The sequence below is a fragment of the Dyadobacter sp. CY323 genome (assembly GCF_021390245.1).
In the GTDB taxonomy this organism is placed as follows: domain Bacteria; phylum Bacteroidota; class Bacteroidia; order Cytophagales; family Spirosomataceae; genus Dyadobacter.
On sequence record NZ_JAJUXH010000007.1, the window covers coordinates 127,914 to 144,934 of the forward strand.

Genomic DNA, 17,021 nt, shown 5'->3' on the forward strand with positions numbered 1-17,021 from the left:
CTCTTAAACCTCATGATTTGAATACCGAAAACAACATACCAGACGAAGGTGAAGTCATTCTCATTGACAAGCCTCTGACCTGGACATCATTTGACGTTGCGAACAAGCTTAAACGCGCCTGCAAATTCAAAAAAATTGGCCATGCCGGAACTCTGGATCCGCTGGCAACCGGTTTGCTCATACTTTGTACCGGCAAAAAAACCAAACAGATAGATACCTATCAGGCGCAGGAAAAGGAATATACCGGCACCTTTGTATTAGGAAAAACCACTCCCTCCGTCGACCTGGAAACCGAGTTTGACGCCGAATATCCTACCGCGCACATTACTCCCGAAGTACTTGAAAATGCCCGTTTGCAGCTCACCGGGATGATCGAGCAAATCCCGCCGATCTATTCCGCGGTGCGTGTAGATGGCGAGCGGCTTTACAAAAAAGCACGGCGCGGTGAGGTGGTTGAGATCAAGAAACGCAGTGTCGAAGTTTCTCTTTTTGAAATCGAAAGCCAGCATTTTCCTGCCATCGATTTTAGGATCATTTGTTCAAAAGGTACTTATATTCGCAGTATGGTTCGCGATTTTGGCCAGTTAGCAGGAAGCGGTGCGTATCTAAAAACGCTATGCAGGACACGTATCGGGGCTTTCGAACTGTCAAATGCCTGGAATCTCACGGATTTCATCCATCAAAAAAGAGTAGAGTTGAAGTTAGAAGTTGACGAATGAATATATACCACAGCCTGGATTCCTTTGAAAGACTGGAAAATGGCGTCGTAACCAGTGGCACCTTTGACGGCGTGCATTTGGGACATAAAAAAATCCTTTCCCGTCTCATTGAAATCAGTGAACAATCGGGAGGCGAATCGGTCGTACTTACATTCTGGCCACATCCACGTATGGTGGTTTCAGAAGATAGCCAGGATCTGCAGTTGCTTTCCACGATCGATGAAAAAATCGAACTGTTCGCTGAGTTAGGGATCAAGCACCTCGCCATCGTTCCGTTTACCCGCGCGTTCTCAGAGCTGTCATCCGACGAATTTATCCAGCAAATCCTTCTCGATCGCATTGGTACCAAAAAGCTGGTAATCGGCTACGATCACCGGTTTGGACGCAACCGCGAAGGCAGCTTTGAGTTTTTACAAAACAACGGTCCGAAATACGGTTTTGAGGTAGAGGAAATTCCCCGCGCCGACATTGAGAATATGGCGATAAGCTCATCCAGGATACGTAAATCACTGGTTACCGGCCACATTCAGGAAGCAAATGAGCTTCTGGGAAGATCTTATACTTTGTCGGGAACCGTAGTGAAAGGCAAACAACTCGGACGCACAATTGGCTTTCCGACTGCAAACCTTCACCTCCACGAATCGTACAAGCTGGTGCCGATGAACGGCGTTTACATTATCTACGCGACGCATCAGGAAAACCGGTACAAAGGAATGCTCAACATCGGTGTGAGGCCCACTGTTGACGGTACTACAAGAACAATTGAAGCGCATCTGTTTGATTTTGACCAGGAAATATATGGGGAGGACCTGAAACTTGAACTCGTCAGCTATTTGCGTCCTGAACAGAGGTTTGACGGATTGGATATGCTGGTGAAACAGATCAACCTCGACAAAGCAAATACATTGAGCTATTTCGCATAAGTAAGCAATCTATATTAACGACTTAAGAAAGCGTGTCTACCCGGGCACGCTTTTATTGTTTTTGAATGCGGGTAAATTGCCCTCGTCTTTCAAAACGGCCGGATAGTGGCCAAATGCAATCTTATGACACATTATGACGCCATTGTAATCGGCTCGGGCCAGGCTGGTACTCCCCTATCCAAAAAGCTCGCTGCTGCCGGATTTAAAACCGCATTGATCGAAAAGCGCTGGCTCGGCGGTACGTGCGTGAACGACGGATGCTCGCCCAGTAAAACCATGATCGCGTCGGCAAAAGCAGCCTGGTCTGCGGAACACAATAAAAGTCTTGGCGTTGAACCTGGTGCCATCACGATTGACTTTAAAACCATTCTAGGACGTAAGAATAAGGTCGTAAATACCATGCGCTCAAATCTGGAAAAAGGAATTGGTGAAACAAAAAATCTTGATCTGATTGAAGGAACGGCCATTTTTACGGATAAAAAAGAAATAACTGTCACTTTAAATGATGGTGGCAGCGCCGTTTTGACAGCCGACTTATTTTTCCTGAACACCGGCGAAACGCCTGCAATCCCGGATATCGAAGGAATCAAAGATATTGATTATCATACCTCCACCACAATCCTGGACATTGAAGAAATACCCGAACATTTGCTGATACTTGGAAGCGGTTATATCGGATTGGAATTTGGTCAGATGTTCCGTCGGTTTGGTAGCAATGTTACCATTCTGGAACCTTCCGGGCGGATTCTTAAAAAAGAAGATGAGGATATTGCGGAAGAGATAACTAAAATTCTGGCCGAAGAAGGTATTCAGATTGAAACCGGGAGTAAAGCCATCGCGTTTGCAAAGCAGAGCGGCCAAATTACTGCCCGCATTGAAAAGGAAGGTAAAACAACATCGCTGAATTGCTCTCACGTGCTGGTTGCCACGGGCCGGAAACCTCAGACAGACAATCTCGGACTTAATGTGGCAGGTGTCGAAATCGATGAAAAAGGGTATGTAAAAGTTAATGACAAACTCGAAACTTCTGCGGCAGGAATTTTTGCATTAGGAGATATGAAAGGCGGACCGGCATTTACGCACATTTCGTACGACGACTACCGCATTGTGGCCAGCAATGTTATTGATAAAAAAGCAGCGTCGATAACGGATCGCATCGTTCCATATTGTATGTTTATCGATCCGCAACTCGGGCGCGTTGGGATCACCGAACAGGAAGCGAAGGAACAAGGCATTGAGATTAAAGTGGCTGCCATTAAAAACGATTCGGTGGCGCGCGCCATTGAAACGGGCGATGAGCGTGGGATGATGAAGGCCATTGTGGATGCCAAATCCGGCAAAATACTCGGCGCGTCCGTACTTGCCGAGCAGGGCGGCGAAATAGCTACGCTTTTGCAGGTGGCCATGATGGGCGGGCTAACTTATGAGCAGATCCGGGACGCTGCATTTGCACACCCGACTTACGCCGAGTCCCTGAACAACCTGTTTATGACGCTTGACGAATAAATCCTAAGTAAACAACCCATTCAGAACCACTGCGCATGATCGTTGCAGACAACATCAGAAAGGATTTTCGGGAAATTAAGGCAGTAAGAAATATTTCTTTTGAGGTGAAAAGAGGAGAAACCATGGTTTTGCTAGGTACCAGCGGCTGCGGCAAAACCACTACCCTCAAAATGCTCAACCGGCTGATAGAGGCCAGTTCCGGAAAAATTACGATCGATGGAAAAGATATTTTTCAGGAACGGCCGGAAAAGCTTCGACGTACAATCGGATACGTTTCCCAGAACAACGGACTATTCCCTCATTTCACAGTTTCTGAAAACATCGCAATCATCCCAAAATTGCTGCATTGGACGAAATCTGACATTCAGACCAAAACGGAAGCATTACTGGCGCAGTTAAAAATACCTTGGGAAGAGTACGCACACAAGTACCCGGATGAGCTGAGTGGGGGACAAAAACAGCGCGTGGCAGTTGCCCGGGCGCTCATTGCGGATGCTCCTGTTTTGTTAATGGACGAACCTTTCGGTGCGCTGGACCCCGTCACCCGCGCGGGCATACGAACCGAATTTACCCAGCTGCCCGAATTGAAACGAAAAACCATTGTGCTGGTCACCCACGACATTCAGGAAGCGCTTGAACTTGGCGACAAGATTTGTTTAATGGACCAGGGTGAAATTGTGCAGTCGGGTACTGCGAGGGATTTACTCATGAAACCGGTTAATGATTTTGTTAAAGCATTTTTTGAAAGCCAAAGACTCTATCTTGAATTAAAATCATTGTCATTCAACGACATATGGGAGCTTTTACCTCATGCTGACGATTTATCAGGTCCGGTTCTTTGGAGCAATGAAACCTTGTGGAAAGGAATGGAATATCTTTCAGAACAGAAAAAAACTCAACTGGTCGTCGTAGATAAAATCAATCAAATTCACAAAAAAGTGACGCTGGCAAACTTGCAGGAGTCGCTCAACCGGTTCAAATACAACCTATAATGGAGCCACAGCAAAGCCTACTCGAATTCATGGGGCAACAGTCGGACAAGCTCTGGAGCCAGACAATCGCGCACATTGGCCTCACCTGTATTTCCTTGCTGATCGCCGTTATTGTGGGTATGCCGCTGGGAATCTGGATAGCCCGAAGAAAAAAAGCAACCTGGGTTGTGCTCGGGATTGCGGGCATTTTACAAACCATACCCAGCATAGCATTGCTCGGTTTTATGATCCCGTTACTCGGAATTGGCGCGCTGCCGGCGATTACCGCACTGTTTTTGTACGCATTACTTCCCATTATCCGAAATACTTACACTGGCATCACAGGCGTTGATCCGGCCATTACCGAATCGGCTCGGGCAATGGGAATGACTACCAGGCAGATACTTTTCAGTGTTGAACTTCCGCTCGCATTGCCGGTGATTTTGGCCGGAATCCGTACGGCGACTGTGATTAATGTCGGCGTTGCCACCCTGGCAGCTTACATTGCAGCAGGTGGTTTGGGAGAATTCATTTTCGGCGGTATTGCGCTCAATAACAGCAACATGATCCTGGCCGGAGCAATTCCAGCCGCATTACTCGCTATTCTATTCGATTTTTTGTTGTCCAGAATTCAGAAAACGAACCTGGAACGAATGCGTAAAGTGTCGGTGATCTTACCGGTTTTGTTGCTGGTACTCTCGTCTTTTTATATCATTCCAAATTCAGAAAACAAGCTGCTGGGCGGGTTTACACCCGAGTTTATGGGGCGCGAGGATGGTTATCTCGGCTTAAAATCAAAATACAAACTCCGTATTCCAACGGTTGTGATCAGCGATGCCGTCATGTACAAAGCTGCATTTGAAAAAAAGATCGACGTGATCAGCGGATATAGTACAGACGGGCGGCTCAAAGCATACGATCTGATGACACTGGATGACGATCAACATATTTTCCCTCCCTATTATGCATCACCATTAGTCCGGACTGATGTTTTGATAAAATATCCTGAATTGCAGCCCGCACTGGAATTACTATCCGGGAAAATCAATGATTCGATCATGACGGATTTGAATTATCGGGTGGATTATCTGAAACAAACTCCTGAAAAAGTGGCGCATGACTTTCTGGTGCGCAATGGACTTTATAAAAAACCTAATATCGGGAATAAGGGAGTTATCCGGCTGGGTTCCAAGATATTCGCTGAACAATACATTTTGATCGAGATGTATAAAGAACTCATTGAGGGAAACACACAATTGAAAACCGTCTCAAAAACCGGTCTGGGCGGAACCAAGATCTGTTTTGATGCATTAACGAATAATGAAATCGACCTGTATCCCGAATACACCGGTACCGGTTTGCTGGTTATTTTAAAACCAACTAAAACGGAGGTCGAAAATCTTAAAGGTAATCGCGATAAAGTCTTCGAATTTGTCAAAAAACAGTTCTCGAACCACTACCAGTTACAATGGCTCAAACCGATTGGATTCAACAATGCATATGCCCTGATGATGCGAAAAAATCAGGCACAATCCTTGAATATAAAATCCATTACTGATTTAACAACCTATGCAGCTAACGGAAACCACCGCCCTAAAAGAGGCATATAACAGTGTTAGAAAATATTCCGAGCAAATTTGTTCGCCTTTGGAGACGGAAGATTATGTTCCGCAACCTGTGCCATTTGTAAGTCCCCCAAAGTGGCACCTGGCGCATTCGACCTGGTTTTTTGAGACATTTTTGCTTAAAAAATACCTTGGCGGCTACCAGGAATACGATCCCGATTTCAACTATTTGTTCAATAGTTACTACAACAATGTAGGCGACAGGGTTCTGCGGACGGACAGGGGAAATGTTACACGCCCGACCACCAAAGCTGTGTATGCTTACCGGCAACATGTGGATCGCTGCATGGAAGAACTTCTGGATCAGGATCTGGATGATCAAACACGGTCACTCGTAGAACTCGGGCTGCATCATGAACAGCAGCATCAGGAACTTCTGGTTACCGATATTAAATACATTCTCGGGCATAATCCATTATTTCCGGTTTACAAAGAAGGTCACCAGCTCGTGAATTCATTCAATGCAGAATCCGGCTTTATGCAAGTACCGGAGGGAATTTATGACATCGGTTTTATGGGCGATGGATTTTGTTTCGACAATGAACTTGGCCGGCACAAGGTGTATCTCCATGATTTTGAAATCAGCAAATCTCTCGTTACCAACGAAGAGTACATCGATTTTATGGAAAGTGGCGGATACGAGGATTTCAATTTATGGCTTGATGAAGGTTGGTCTTGGGTGAATGAGAACAAAGTGAATGCACCGATGTACTGGCACAAGATCCATGGAGCATGGCATTATTATACGCTCGGCGGTTTGCAGCAAGTTAATCCGAAGGCTATTCTCAGTCACGTTAATCTTTTTGAAGCTTCTGCATTCGCGCAATGGAAGGGAATGCGGCTGCCGACGGAATTTGAATGGGAAGTTGCTTCTGTAAATCTGGATTGGGGGCAGCGCTGGGAATGGACGAACAGCGCCTACCTGCCTTATCCGGGATTTACCAAAGCCGCTGGCGCCGTGGGCGAGTATAATGGGAAATTTATGATCAATCAAATGGTGTTGCGAGGAGCTTCGGTGGCCACGTCCCCGGAACATAGCAGAAAAACGTACCGCAATTTTTTTCACGCCAATGAACGTTGGCAATTCACCGGCATCAGGCTGGTTAAGTAATTGATTTTAATTCAATATGTCGGACAATACATTTGCAAAAGATATACACAAAGGGTTAACTGCACCGCTAAAACATATTTCCTCCAAATATTTTTACGATGATATTGGCAGCGGGATATTTCAGGATATCATGAAAATGCCTGAATACTACCCTACTCCGTGCGAATTTGAAATCCTTTCGTTGCAGGGAGATCAGATCATCAATAAGCTGGACTTCGAGAAACCGTTCAATATCGTGGAATTTGGGGCAGGCGACGGGACTAAAACCCGGCAATTGCTCAAAAAGCTGACCGAACGAAACATTGATTTCACATACGTTCCCATCGATATTTCAAAAAAGGCGATCGGCGAGTTGAAAGCTGGCATGTATCAGCAACTCCCCGGTTTGAAAATAGAACCCATGATCGGCAATTACTTTTCGATGATGGAAGAATTATCGCATTCCGCGATTCCTGCATTATATCTGTTTTTGGGTGGAAACATTGGAAACTACGAAAAACCAGAAGTTGATAACCTGCTTGGAGATTTTAAAAAAAGCATGCGGCCTGGTGATCAGTTACTTATCGGATTTGATTTACAGAAAAATCCGGCGACCATCCGCTGTGCATACGACGATCCAAAAGGGATCACCAAAGCATTCAACATCAACCTCCTCCACCGGATCAACCGCGAGCTTGGCGGAAATTTCAACACCAGCCAGTTTGATTTTTATTCGCATTATAATCCATTAAATGGCGAAGTACGGAGTTATCTGGTGAGTCTGGTACCTCAAAAGGTGCATATTGCACAAATGGACAGATGTTACGATTTTGAGCGAAATGAATTGATCTGGACGGAGCTTTCTAAGAAATACACGATTAACGAAATAAATCAGGCTGCGGAAACAAATGGCTTCCGGGTGATCGGGCACTTTCTCGACTGTAAACATTATTTTACGGATAGTTTGTGGCAAATCTGACCCTGAAAAAAAATAATGGTTTCTGAAAATACTGCTGACATACTGCTGTCATTCGATGGTATTTAGTTTGTGATGTAATCAAACTCAAACAAAAAATCATTGACATGGAAACGAACAGCATTCAGACAAAACCAGAAACCGTCGCCGTTATCACTCCCGAAATATTACTTGAACACTGGCAGGGACATCGTGCTCTTACACGCAGGGTTATTGAGGCATTTCCTGAAGATCGGTTTTATGATTTTTCGATTGGCGGCATGCGCACTTTCGCCCAGCTTGCGATGGAGATAATCGGCATTTCAGCGCCTGGAATCAGGGGCATAGCATTTGGAGACTGGACTTTCACCGAACCTACTCTGGACCATTCAACCCCCGCGCCGGCAACAAAGGCGGAAGTATTGCAACTATGGGACGTGGTTACCGATTACATCAACCTCCTGTGGCCACAAATCCAGCCACAAAGATTCCACGAAAAAGAGGCGGCGTTTGGAATGTACGAAAATACGATCTACAATACGATCCTATATATGATTGACAATGAGATACATCACCGCGCACAAGGATATGTGTATCTGAGAGCGCTGGGAGTCGAACCGCCCGCATTTTGGGACCGTTAGCATTTATTAGCCTTTAATCTGAGTTCCGGATGGGAAAGACCTGTGGCACGATGCAAGAGCCACCGGATTTTTGATCCGGAACTACTTTTATAATGCAATTTCTTTGTGGAATAATTTTAGTAAGTACCTTCGTGTAAACAAATCACACTTTAATGAGACGCACCTATCTGATCCGCATCGCAGCTGTTACTCTTTTTCTATTTGCTGGAAATGTTTATGCGCAAACCCGCAGGCCAGCTCCTACCGGACAAGTACCAAAATCTTACTCAGGCCAACCAGGAAGTTCGTATTCTGAATTTAAGCCAAAACCAACCGGCCAGATTGCACCTGCCGAAGGAACGATTCCTCAGCAAACTACAAATCAGGCAGCTTCACAGCTGTCCGGTAACGCCCAGTCTGGCGGTGTGCTGCAACAAGGTCAGGTTCCGAAAGTGAATTCAAACCAGGATGCCAGGACATTCCCTGAACGGTATAATCCAAATCCGGTAACTCAGTCAGAAACCACGATCACGACTCAGGAAACTCAGACTTTGCCTGGACAAAATCAGTCCACGACTGCTGGTCAGGTGATTCAAACCGATGTAACAACGCCCACCGAGCAGGGAAATACAAATTCAACGACCACGCAAACGCCCCAGGCCGGGAATCAGCAACAGGTGAATCAACAACAGACCCCTAACTCCCGGACTGCCAATCAAAGCCAGACGAATGCGCAGCAACGCACTGTTACACAACCCCGGGCCGCCACGACTGCACCCGCGGTACCTGCTTCTCCACAGCGACTACAGCCTAACTATTAACCGAGGGTGGCACAATCCCACCCTTCATTTGTCGCATACTGCCAGCTTGTTGACGAAAGGTTTGCAGTAATTTTGTATTGTCGGAAGGAAATATATTCTTCTGCAAAACTTGTTACCGTCAGATCATGAAAACGTTTTATGCCGTTCTGGCAAATTCACTTGCAGCAGCATTAACCAACACGTTTGTCTGGTTTGCGGTGACTTTCTGGGTGTATTTGGAAACCAAATCGGTCATTGCCACTTCCGTAATGGCCGGTGTCTACTTGGGAACGGTCGCATTGTCGGGTTTCTTTTTGGGATCCATTGTAGATCGGTACAAAAAAAAGACCTCGATGATGATTTCCGGGGTATTAACACTGCTTTTTTACACCGCCGCATTGTTGATCCTCATTGTCACGCCGGATGAAGTTTTCAAACGCGACGACAGCATTAGTCTCTGGGCATTCATCGTCCTGGCGCTTTTCGGAGCGATCACAGGCAACATCCGTACAATCGCATTGTCGACTGTGGTGACGATTCTCGTTCCTGAGGAAACCCGCGACAAAGCAAACGGGATGGTAGGAACGGCCAATGGTGTCTCGTTTTTAGTTGCCTCGATTTTCAGCGGTCTGGTCATCGGATTCATGGGAATTCTCTGGATGATGGCGCTCGCGCTGGGCTGCACGATTATTGTGCTGCTGCATTTAATGACCATTACGATTCCAGAAAAAGGCATTGTGCATACCGAGTCGCATTACGAAAGCATTGACATTCGCGGGACGATCAAGGTAGTCGGGCTCGTTCCCGGGCTTTTCGGTCTCATTTTCTTCAACACATTTAACAACTTTCTGGGCGGCGTTTTTATGTCGCTGATGGATGCATACGGTTTATCGATGGTATCGGTACAGGTCTGGGGGATCTTGTGGGGCGTTTTAAGTCTCGGATTCATCATTGGCGGGCTGGTTGTAGCTAAAAAAGGGTTGGGCAAAAAGCCTTTGAAAACCCTTTTCGTGTGCAACATCATTATGTGGATAATCACGATCCTCTTCCCGATTCAAGCCTCGATTGAGTTACTGGCGGTCGGAATGTTTGCTTACCTCTGTCTGATACCTGTTGTGGAAGCAACGGAGCAAACGATTTTACAAAAGGTTATTCCGCATGAAAGACAAGGAAGGGTTTTTGGTTTTGCCCAGAGTATCGAGCAGGCAGCGTCGCCCATAACTGCATTTATGATCGGGCCAATTGCCAAGTTTATGTTTATTCCGTTTATGACTACCGGCGCCGGCGCAAGTTGGATCGGTTCGTGGTTTGGAACGGGGACCGCTCGCGGGCTGGCTCTTTTGTTTATCGCAACCGGATTTATCGGATTACTGATCACCCTTCTTGCCATGCAATCGGATGCGTATCAAAAGCTCTCAAAGGTCTATAAAAAGCCTGAACCAGAAATGGATGCGGGCGCTTTGCCTGCTTCCGGCTTCTGATTTGAATTATACTTTATCAACAACTAAACAATCAAAATCATGTTTAAAGACTCACATGCATTCAGCGGATTTTCAGTAAACAATCTGCAAAAAGCGCGAGAATTCTATGGTGACATTCTCGGACTCGAAGTAACTGAGGAAATGGAGGATATGGTGCTGGGACTGCATTTAGCAGGCGGGCATACGGTGATGATTTATGAAAAACCAAATCACGAACCGGCGACGTTTACAATTCTTAATTTTGAGGTTTCTGATATCGAAAAGGCAGTTAGCGACCTAAAAGCCATAGGTGTAGAATTTGAAAGCTATGATTTGCCCGGACTGAAAACCGACGAAGACAATATCTCAAGAGGCGAGGGACCGACCATTGCCTGGTTCACCGATCCGGCTGGCAATATCCTGTCGGTTATTCAAAAATAGTGTCGCTTTTCTCACCTAAACCATTAACAGATGGAAAATCCAAACAGTAATAAAATGGCTGCAATCGTTGCACTATACGGTATTGCTGCATGAAAATGTATCAGCAAACCATTCCATTACGTGAGAAACGCAGAGGATTTCATTTAATAACCAATGAGATCCTCCGCGCATTCCCGCAAATCTCAGAGATCAGAACGGGTATGTGCCAGGTTTTTATCCAGCATACATCGGCTTCACTCACGATCAATGAAAACGCCGATCCAACCGTCCGGAAGGATTTTGAAATGTATTTCAATAAATCCGTGCCGGAAAACGATCCCGATTATGAGCATGATTACGAAGGTTCCGATGACATGCCCGCGCATTTGAAAGCTGCGTTACTCGGAAGTTCCGTACTGTTTCCGATATCAAATGGCAGACCTGCATTTGGCACCTGGCAAGGCATTTACCTTTGTGAGCATCGTGATCACGGAGGTTCGAGAAGTCTGGTAATTACCGCGTGGGGCGATTGAGCTGCCGGAAAATAACCCGGATTTTGTGCCCGGTTTTAATCGCTTTTATTCGCCTTTCTTCAACTAAAAAAGGCGATCATGAATATCTTTCAAAAACTTTTTAAAGCAGCTCCCCAGTCCCAAAACAAAACCGGGAATGCCGAATACCTGAGAATGACGCAGGAAAAAACGGATAAAGTCTGGAAATACCTGGAAGAGACGGTTGACTTTTATAATGAAACGGCTTGTCCGTGCGCTTTTCAGCGTTTCCGGCAAATTGTCTCAATTGATTGCGTGGATTTCAGAAAGTCATTTTACGCCAGTGAAACCGAGGGATTTATCAGCGCCGCCTACAAACATTTCACGGTTGAGCCCATCCCTGAGGGGAACGAAGCCAATAATGCGATTTGGACGTGCAATACCTGCAGTTCGACTTACCTGTTCGGCTGGTCCGATTTCAGCATTCATGTGAACAGGACTTTTCTGAAAGTAGCCGATCTCAAAACGAAAGACATCGGTGCGCCGCCCGTAACCCCTATTCCACTTCACGTCGGCCTTTTCGGTCATACTTTCCCCGATCATTCGCACATTCTGCCCACGGACTTCGACACGTTCGCCAGCTACATCCGTGCAATGGAAGGAAGTTGAATGCGCATTTAGCAGCTTGTAGTTGTCACAATCCCCCCCTCATATTGTCGCAAATCACATCCATTTTTTAGTTTTCATCCTGCTTAGTTTGTATGACTGAAACGGGCGGTTATCCGCTGATTTTATCACCTAACTCTTACTGTTATGACAGAAGTTTTTAAAACCAATGTCGTCAAAGAAAATCAGGCAAGGATCATGATTGATTTGATCCAACGAACATTCACGGGCTACTCCGCAACGTTCGACCTGGAAGATTGTGACAAAGTTTTATGTGTAAAGTCAACCACTAATGCAGTGTGCGCAACCAGCTTAATCCGGCTTATGCAGGATTTTGGATATCAAGCAGAAGTGTTGAAGGACGATGTACCTGCGTGTCGGCTGTTTTCAATGCATTATTCCTCAACAGTTTATAAACAAAAATCCCCTGCAACAAGAGCGTATAAGCCTCAACGGCATCTCTAAAACCTATATAAACCTAATGCTTATTCAAATGAAAAAGACAAAAATCATCTACTGGATTCTCACAGGTCTGCTCGCTGCGATGCTTGGTATCGGCTCCGTTTTTGATGCCATGTCGGCTCCTGAGGCCGTAGAGCACATCACCAGGATCGGCTACCCGGAATACCTGGTGCCTTTTTTAGGTGTTATGAAAATTCTTGGCATCATCGCGATTCTGGTTCCGGGTTATCCGCGGATCAAGGAATGGGCATATGCCGGGCTCACTTATGATGTCTTTGGCGCATTATATTCACACCTGGCATTTGGCGATGGCGTACAGATGTGGGGTGGGTTGATCGTCGGCCTTGTGCTGATTGCCGCTTCTTACTTTTATTACCACAAAAAAGAAAGCGAAGTGGTATTTGCTGCCTGAAACAACTTTTAAATTTATTGTTATGCAAGTCTTAAAGATCATTTTGCTCATCGTTACCGGCATTGTTGTATTATTTCTTTTGGTCGCGCTTTTTGTCAAAAAAGAGTACATCATTAAGCGGGAAGTCGTCATTAACAAGCCAAAAGAGGCCGTATTTGATTATGTCAGGTATTTGAAAAACCAGGACAACTTTAACAAATGGGTAATGGCCGATCCGAACATGTCCAAACAATTTAACGGAACGGATGGTACCGTTGGGTTCACTTATGCATGGGACAGTAAAAACGGTAATGTCGGGAAAGGTGCTGAAGAAATTACGGGCATTACTGAAAACGAAAGAGTCAACATCGAGATCCGTTTCATCAAACCTTTTGAGGGGATCGGTCTTACCGAAATAGCCACGCAATCGGTGGCTCCCGAACAGACGAAAGTAACCTGGCAAATGGCTGGTACGAGTAAGTATCCGATGAACATTACCAATTTGTTTATCGACAAAATGCTGGGCACAGACCTGGAAACGAGTCTTACCACACTAAAAGGCATTCTGGAAAAGTAAGCAAAGTCATATCTGCGACATCCAACTTCCTCGGTATTTTGGAAAAAGTGATAGAAAAGTAGATGGATGAGGTTTCTGATTGATATCTTGCAGCTATTATAAACAGACATCTGCCAGACATGCTTCGTAAATTCTTACTTGTTCTTTTACTGGTTATCGCTTTTTCTAAATGCTATTCGCAAGGTGGAGCAGCCGCGAAAAAAATAGCGCCGTTTTCGATGAGACTTACGAATGGCCAGCAATACAATTATTCTCAGTTAGCAGCGGGACCTGTGGTACTTATTTATTTCTCGCCGGACTGTGATCATTGCCAGGATTTCACAAAGGATCTCATCAAAAATTACAGCGTAGTTGCGAACAAGCAGGTGGTGATGGTGACGTTTCAGGCAATGGATATGCTCAAACCATTTGTTACGCAATACGGGTTGAACTCTTATTCAAATTTCAAAGTCGGGACGGAGGGAACTTCTTATGTCGTCCAGAAATACTACCAGATCCGGTCGTTTCCTTACATTGCCATTTATGACAAAACAGGCAAACTGGTAAAAACGTACGAAGGTGAGCAGCCGCACGCAGAGATTTTCAAGACGTTGAAAGCGATTTAAACTCTCCTGCCTTCTTCTTTCTCAACTTCTTCTAAGAAATCTTCATCCACTTCCAATAAAGAAGCGATCGTAAAGAAAGTCATTTTTCTTCCGCATGCAGCGAAAGAGGTGATCAGCCTTTAAACAGCTCTTCATAATGAGCAGACGGCGCCAATATGCCCCCGCTCTGCGCGTAGAAGGATTTGTCGGTAGGATATACACCCTTCTGCGTCTTAACCCAGCTGCCGCTTGCCATCGGATGGTAAGTCATCAGCCTGTCCCAGTTTTTATAATACTGATGTCCATTGGTTTCCTGTAATCCCACGGACATGCCTGGGAAAGGCTGCAAACGCGCGGCAACATTTTTATTCCAATCCACCAGGATCGGGTTAACCGTCAGATCCGCGCAAAAACAAGGGATCTTCTTCTCATAAGCCAGCTGCGTAATCTTCATCGTCATACTCAGCGTCTTAGCGATCGCTTTCACAGCAATGGCGGTGTAGCCCAGCTCAATGCGATGTGCCGCATCTTCGACCGTGTGAGCACTCTCATCGGCTGCAACCCTCACGCCAAGATCCCCCACAAACGCTTCATTACTTTCTTCAAACGGCTCCTCGATCACCGCGATCTGATCGAATGCGCCTATTTTTTTGGCATGATCCAAAAACCGCATCAACGTTTCCTTTTTCTCGTACCGGCCATTCATATCGAAGTAATAAGGGATTTTTCCGCTCGCGGTATACTGCGTTTCGTAATGCCCGATCGTTTTATGCAGCGAAGTCAGGAATGCGATATCCTTCTCGATCATTTCCTGCTGCGTTCCCGCTGCACCGGTTTTAAGTTTTAATATAAAATACCCTTCATCAGCCGCCTGCTTGATCCTCTCGGCGGTAGTACCCACGCTGAACGAAGGTATGCTGGCCACTTTTTCATGACGGTACGATAATCCGGGTTTGTAAGCCGCCGGTATCATATCATCGAATTGCTTGATCCCGTTTTCCTGCGCATATAAAAGCCAGGCCGCATTATCCACGCAAACCAATGCATTGAGCGCAAAGGTTTTACGAAGGTCCGGATGCCTGGTTATCTTTTTTCCATAAGCCAGAACTTCGGGTAAAAGGTCATCCAGCAACTGTACCGGGTCTGTGAAAGTTGTTCCTTTCAGCATTTGCAGCGCCCTTTCGCTCATCGCATACATCAATGCATTTCCCGCACTTTCCGAATGCTCCGCAAACACTTTTGAATCGGACCACAATACTCCCTGCGTCCCTAATCCCACTTTTTTTATCCCCGATTCGGATTCCAGCATAGCAATCCCCTGCCAGCTATCCGTGATCGCGCTGCCTTTGAAACGGTACGGGTTCAGCGGCTCCCGCTCAAAATTCGAGTTGACATTCGCGATCTTTATTTTTTTCATGGTTGGGTTTAATGGAATTTGCAGACCTGTGATATCCGTACTCGCACCGGCGACGGCAATCATGCCGGCTTGCTGTAAAAATGTACGGCGGTCTATATGTTCAGAACTTTCGCTCACAATGTAAATGGTTTGTTAGATCCATGTAAGAAAGTCAAAAAAGCGGCATTGCTACCCTAAAAAACCTCATTTAGCCAGCTTTAAAATCTTACCTGAACTGTGACTGCAGAGGTATAGCTCACGATCAGCGTCTTCACCAAATGCAGAAACCTGGTAGACTTTTTCCGCCAAAACACTGTTTTTTACCGCTTTACCATTTTTCGTTTCCAGCGCAAAAACGCGACCGCTCACGTAATCGGAGAAGACGTATTTGCCGGTAAGCTCGGGCAGTGCTTTCCCACGATAAACGAATCCGCCGGTGACCGAATGCTCGCCATTGGATTGCGGCAGATCCAGTATCGGGTCGATGAATCCTGTTTCCTCACAATCTTTGTTGGGCTTGTAGCAGTCAATGCTCTCCTTTTTGCGCCAGCCGTAGTTCCCGCCTTTTACAATGATATCGATTTCTTCTCTTTTGTTTTGTCCGACGTCGCCGGCCCAAAGTGTATTCGTCTCATTATCAAAGCTGATTCGCCACGGATTGCGCATACCCAGTGCATAAATTTCCTCCCTGAAACCTTCTCTGTTACCTGCAAACGGATTGTCTTTCGGGATACCATAATTCCCTTTTTCAGTCGAGTTGACATCAACCCTTAATATTTTTCCGAGCAATGCACTTTTGTTCTGGCCATTGTTGTGCGGATCGCCCCAGCTTCCACCGTCACCCGCAGAAATATAGAGAAATCCATCCTTTCCGAATTTTACCGCACCGCCATTATGGTTATCATAAGGTTGCTCGTAGGTAAATAAAACCGTCTCACTGGCCGGATCCGCCTGATTCGCATTGTTTTGACTCACCTTGTAGCGCGCGATAATTGTTTCGAGCTTCCCCGAAACTTTACTGGTGTAGTTGACAAAAAAATAGCCGTTCTTCTTGTAATCGGGATGGAATGCCAGACCCAAAAGTCCAGCCTCCCCGCCGTAGCTCACCTTCTTTTTAATATCCAAGAAAAGTTGCGAGGTGGTCGCCGAGTTATTATTCTCAAAAACCCGAATGGTACCCTCCTGCTCCAATACAAAAAGCCTGTTACTGCCATCATTGGAATGGGTCAGATCGACAGGCTCTTTGAATTTCAGTTTCGGAAAGGCTTCTATGACCTTATACGACGGGTCGGATGTCGAAGACAAACATGCCAGCATAGCGAATGCAGCCAGCAGTTTCGGGATTTTAAATTTTAATGTCTTCAT

General features: G+C 45.8%; 19 protein-coding genes. 17 read left to right on the top strand and 2 right to left on the bottom strand.

Going from position 1 to position 17,021, the window contains the following annotated elements:
- Positions 1–17 precede the first annotated feature (17 nt).
- From truB to LZG72_RS13525, 17 genes are all read left to right on the top strand, one after another.
- Complete coding sequence (truB, locus tag LZG72_RS13445; protein WP_233872902.1) at positions 18–719, top strand: tRNA pseudouridine(55) synthase TruB; 702 nt, start codon at positions 18–20, stop codon at positions 717–719.
- On the top strand, positions 716–1,642 hold the full coding sequence (locus LZG72_RS13450; RefSeq protein ID WP_233872905.1) for a bifunctional riboflavin kinase/FAD synthetase: 927 nt from the start codon (positions 716–718) through the stop codon (positions 1,640–1,642). Before truB ends, LZG72_RS13450 begins: the two co-directional genes overlap by 4 nt.
- Before the next feature lie 123 nt (positions 1,643–1,765).
- The gene (locus LZG72_RS13455; RefSeq protein ID WP_233872908.1) at positions 1,766–3,148 is read left to right on the top strand and encodes a mercuric reductase; all 1,383 of its coding nucleotides are present in this window, start codon (positions 1,766–1,768) and stop codon (positions 3,146–3,148) included.
- Between the two features lie 35 nt (positions 3,149–3,183).
- Entirely contained in the window at positions 3,184–4,140 is a 957-nt protein-coding gene (locus LZG72_RS13460; protein ID WP_310590558.1) for an ABC transporter ATP-binding protein, read from the top strand.
- Positions 4,140–5,729 carry an ABC transporter permease/substrate-binding protein gene (locus tag LZG72_RS13465; protein WP_233872911.1) on the top strand — a complete coding sequence of 530 codons (1,590 nt, stop codon included), beginning with the start codon at positions 4,140–4,142 and terminating at the stop codon, positions 5,727–5,729. The genes LZG72_RS13460 and LZG72_RS13465 overlap by 1 nt, the downstream gene beginning before the upstream one ends.
- Complete coding sequence (egtB, locus tag LZG72_RS13470) at positions 5,689–6,855, top strand: ergothioneine biosynthesis protein EgtB (RefSeq protein ID WP_233872914.1); 1,167 nt, start codon at positions 5,689–5,691, stop codon at positions 6,853–6,855. The genes LZG72_RS13465 and egtB overlap by 41 nt, the downstream gene beginning before the upstream one ends.
- A gap of 16 nt (positions 6,856–6,871) precedes the next feature.
- Positions 6,872–7,813, top strand: a complete 942-nt coding sequence (locus LZG72_RS13475) for an L-histidine N(alpha)-methyltransferase (RefSeq protein ID WP_233872917.1) — start codon at positions 6,872–6,874, stop codon at positions 7,811–7,813.
- A gap of 104 nt (positions 7,814–7,917) precedes the next feature.
- Complete coding sequence (locus LZG72_RS13480) at positions 7,918–8,430, top strand: DinB family protein (RefSeq protein ID WP_233872920.1); 513 nt, start codon at positions 7,918–7,920, stop codon at positions 8,428–8,430.
- A 152-nt stretch (positions 8,431–8,582) separates the two neighbouring features.
- On the top strand, positions 8,583–9,230 hold the full coding sequence (locus LZG72_RS13485) for a hypothetical protein (protein ID WP_233872923.1): 648 nt from the start codon (positions 8,583–8,585) through the stop codon (positions 9,228–9,230).
- A gap of 125 nt (positions 9,231–9,355) precedes the next feature.
- Positions 9,356–10,690 (top strand): MFS transporter, encoded by a 1,335-nt coding sequence (locus tag LZG72_RS13490; protein WP_233872926.1) that lies wholly within the window; start codon positions 9,356–9,358, stop codon positions 10,688–10,690.
- A gap of 39 nt (positions 10,691–10,729) precedes the next feature.
- Complete coding sequence (locus LZG72_RS13495; protein ID WP_233872929.1) at positions 10,730–11,110, top strand: VOC family protein; 381 nt, start codon at positions 10,730–10,732, stop codon at positions 11,108–11,110.
- Positions 11,111–11,199: 89 nt separating this feature from the next.
- Positions 11,200–11,622 (top strand): secondary thiamine-phosphate synthase enzyme YjbQ, encoded by a 423-nt coding sequence (locus LZG72_RS13500; RefSeq protein ID WP_233872932.1) that lies wholly within the window; start codon positions 11,200–11,202, stop codon positions 11,620–11,622.
- A 78-nt stretch (positions 11,623–11,700) separates the two neighbouring features.
- Positions 11,701–12,249 carry a hypothetical protein gene (locus tag LZG72_RS13505; RefSeq protein WP_233872936.1) on the top strand — a complete coding sequence of 183 codons (549 nt, stop codon included), beginning with the start codon at positions 11,701–11,703 and terminating at the stop codon, positions 12,247–12,249.
- A 144-nt stretch (positions 12,250–12,393) separates the two neighbouring features.
- Entirely contained in the window at positions 12,394–12,711 is a 318-nt protein-coding gene (locus tag LZG72_RS13510; protein ID WP_233872939.1) for a hypothetical protein, read from the top strand.
- A gap of 28 nt (positions 12,712–12,739) precedes the next feature.
- On the top strand, positions 12,740–13,120 hold the full coding sequence (locus LZG72_RS13515; RefSeq protein WP_233872942.1) for a DoxX family protein: 381 nt from the start codon (positions 12,740–12,742) through the stop codon (positions 13,118–13,120).
- A gap of 22 nt (positions 13,121–13,142) precedes the next feature.
- Positions 13,143–13,676 (top strand): SRPBCC family protein, encoded by a 534-nt coding sequence (locus LZG72_RS13520; protein ID WP_233872945.1) that lies wholly within the window; start codon positions 13,143–13,145, stop codon positions 13,674–13,676.
- A 119-nt stretch (positions 13,677–13,795) separates the two neighbouring features.
- Entirely contained in the window at positions 13,796–14,281 is a 486-nt protein-coding gene (locus tag LZG72_RS13525) for a thioredoxin fold domain-containing protein (RefSeq protein ID WP_233872948.1), read from the top strand.
- 112 nt (positions 14,282–14,393) lie between these two features.
- Here the strand turns inward: LZG72_RS13525 and LZG72_RS13530 are convergent, their stop codons facing one another.
- Positions 14,394–15,677 (bottom strand): enolase C-terminal domain-like protein, encoded by a 1,284-nt coding sequence (locus LZG72_RS13530; RefSeq protein ID WP_409017703.1) that lies wholly within the window; start codon positions 15,675–15,677, stop codon positions 14,394–14,396.
- A gap of 183 nt (positions 15,678–15,860) precedes the next feature.
- Positions 15,861–17,021, bottom strand: a complete 1,161-nt coding sequence (locus LZG72_RS13535) for a sorbosone dehydrogenase family protein (protein ID WP_233872951.1) — start codon at positions 17,019–17,021, stop codon at positions 15,861–15,863.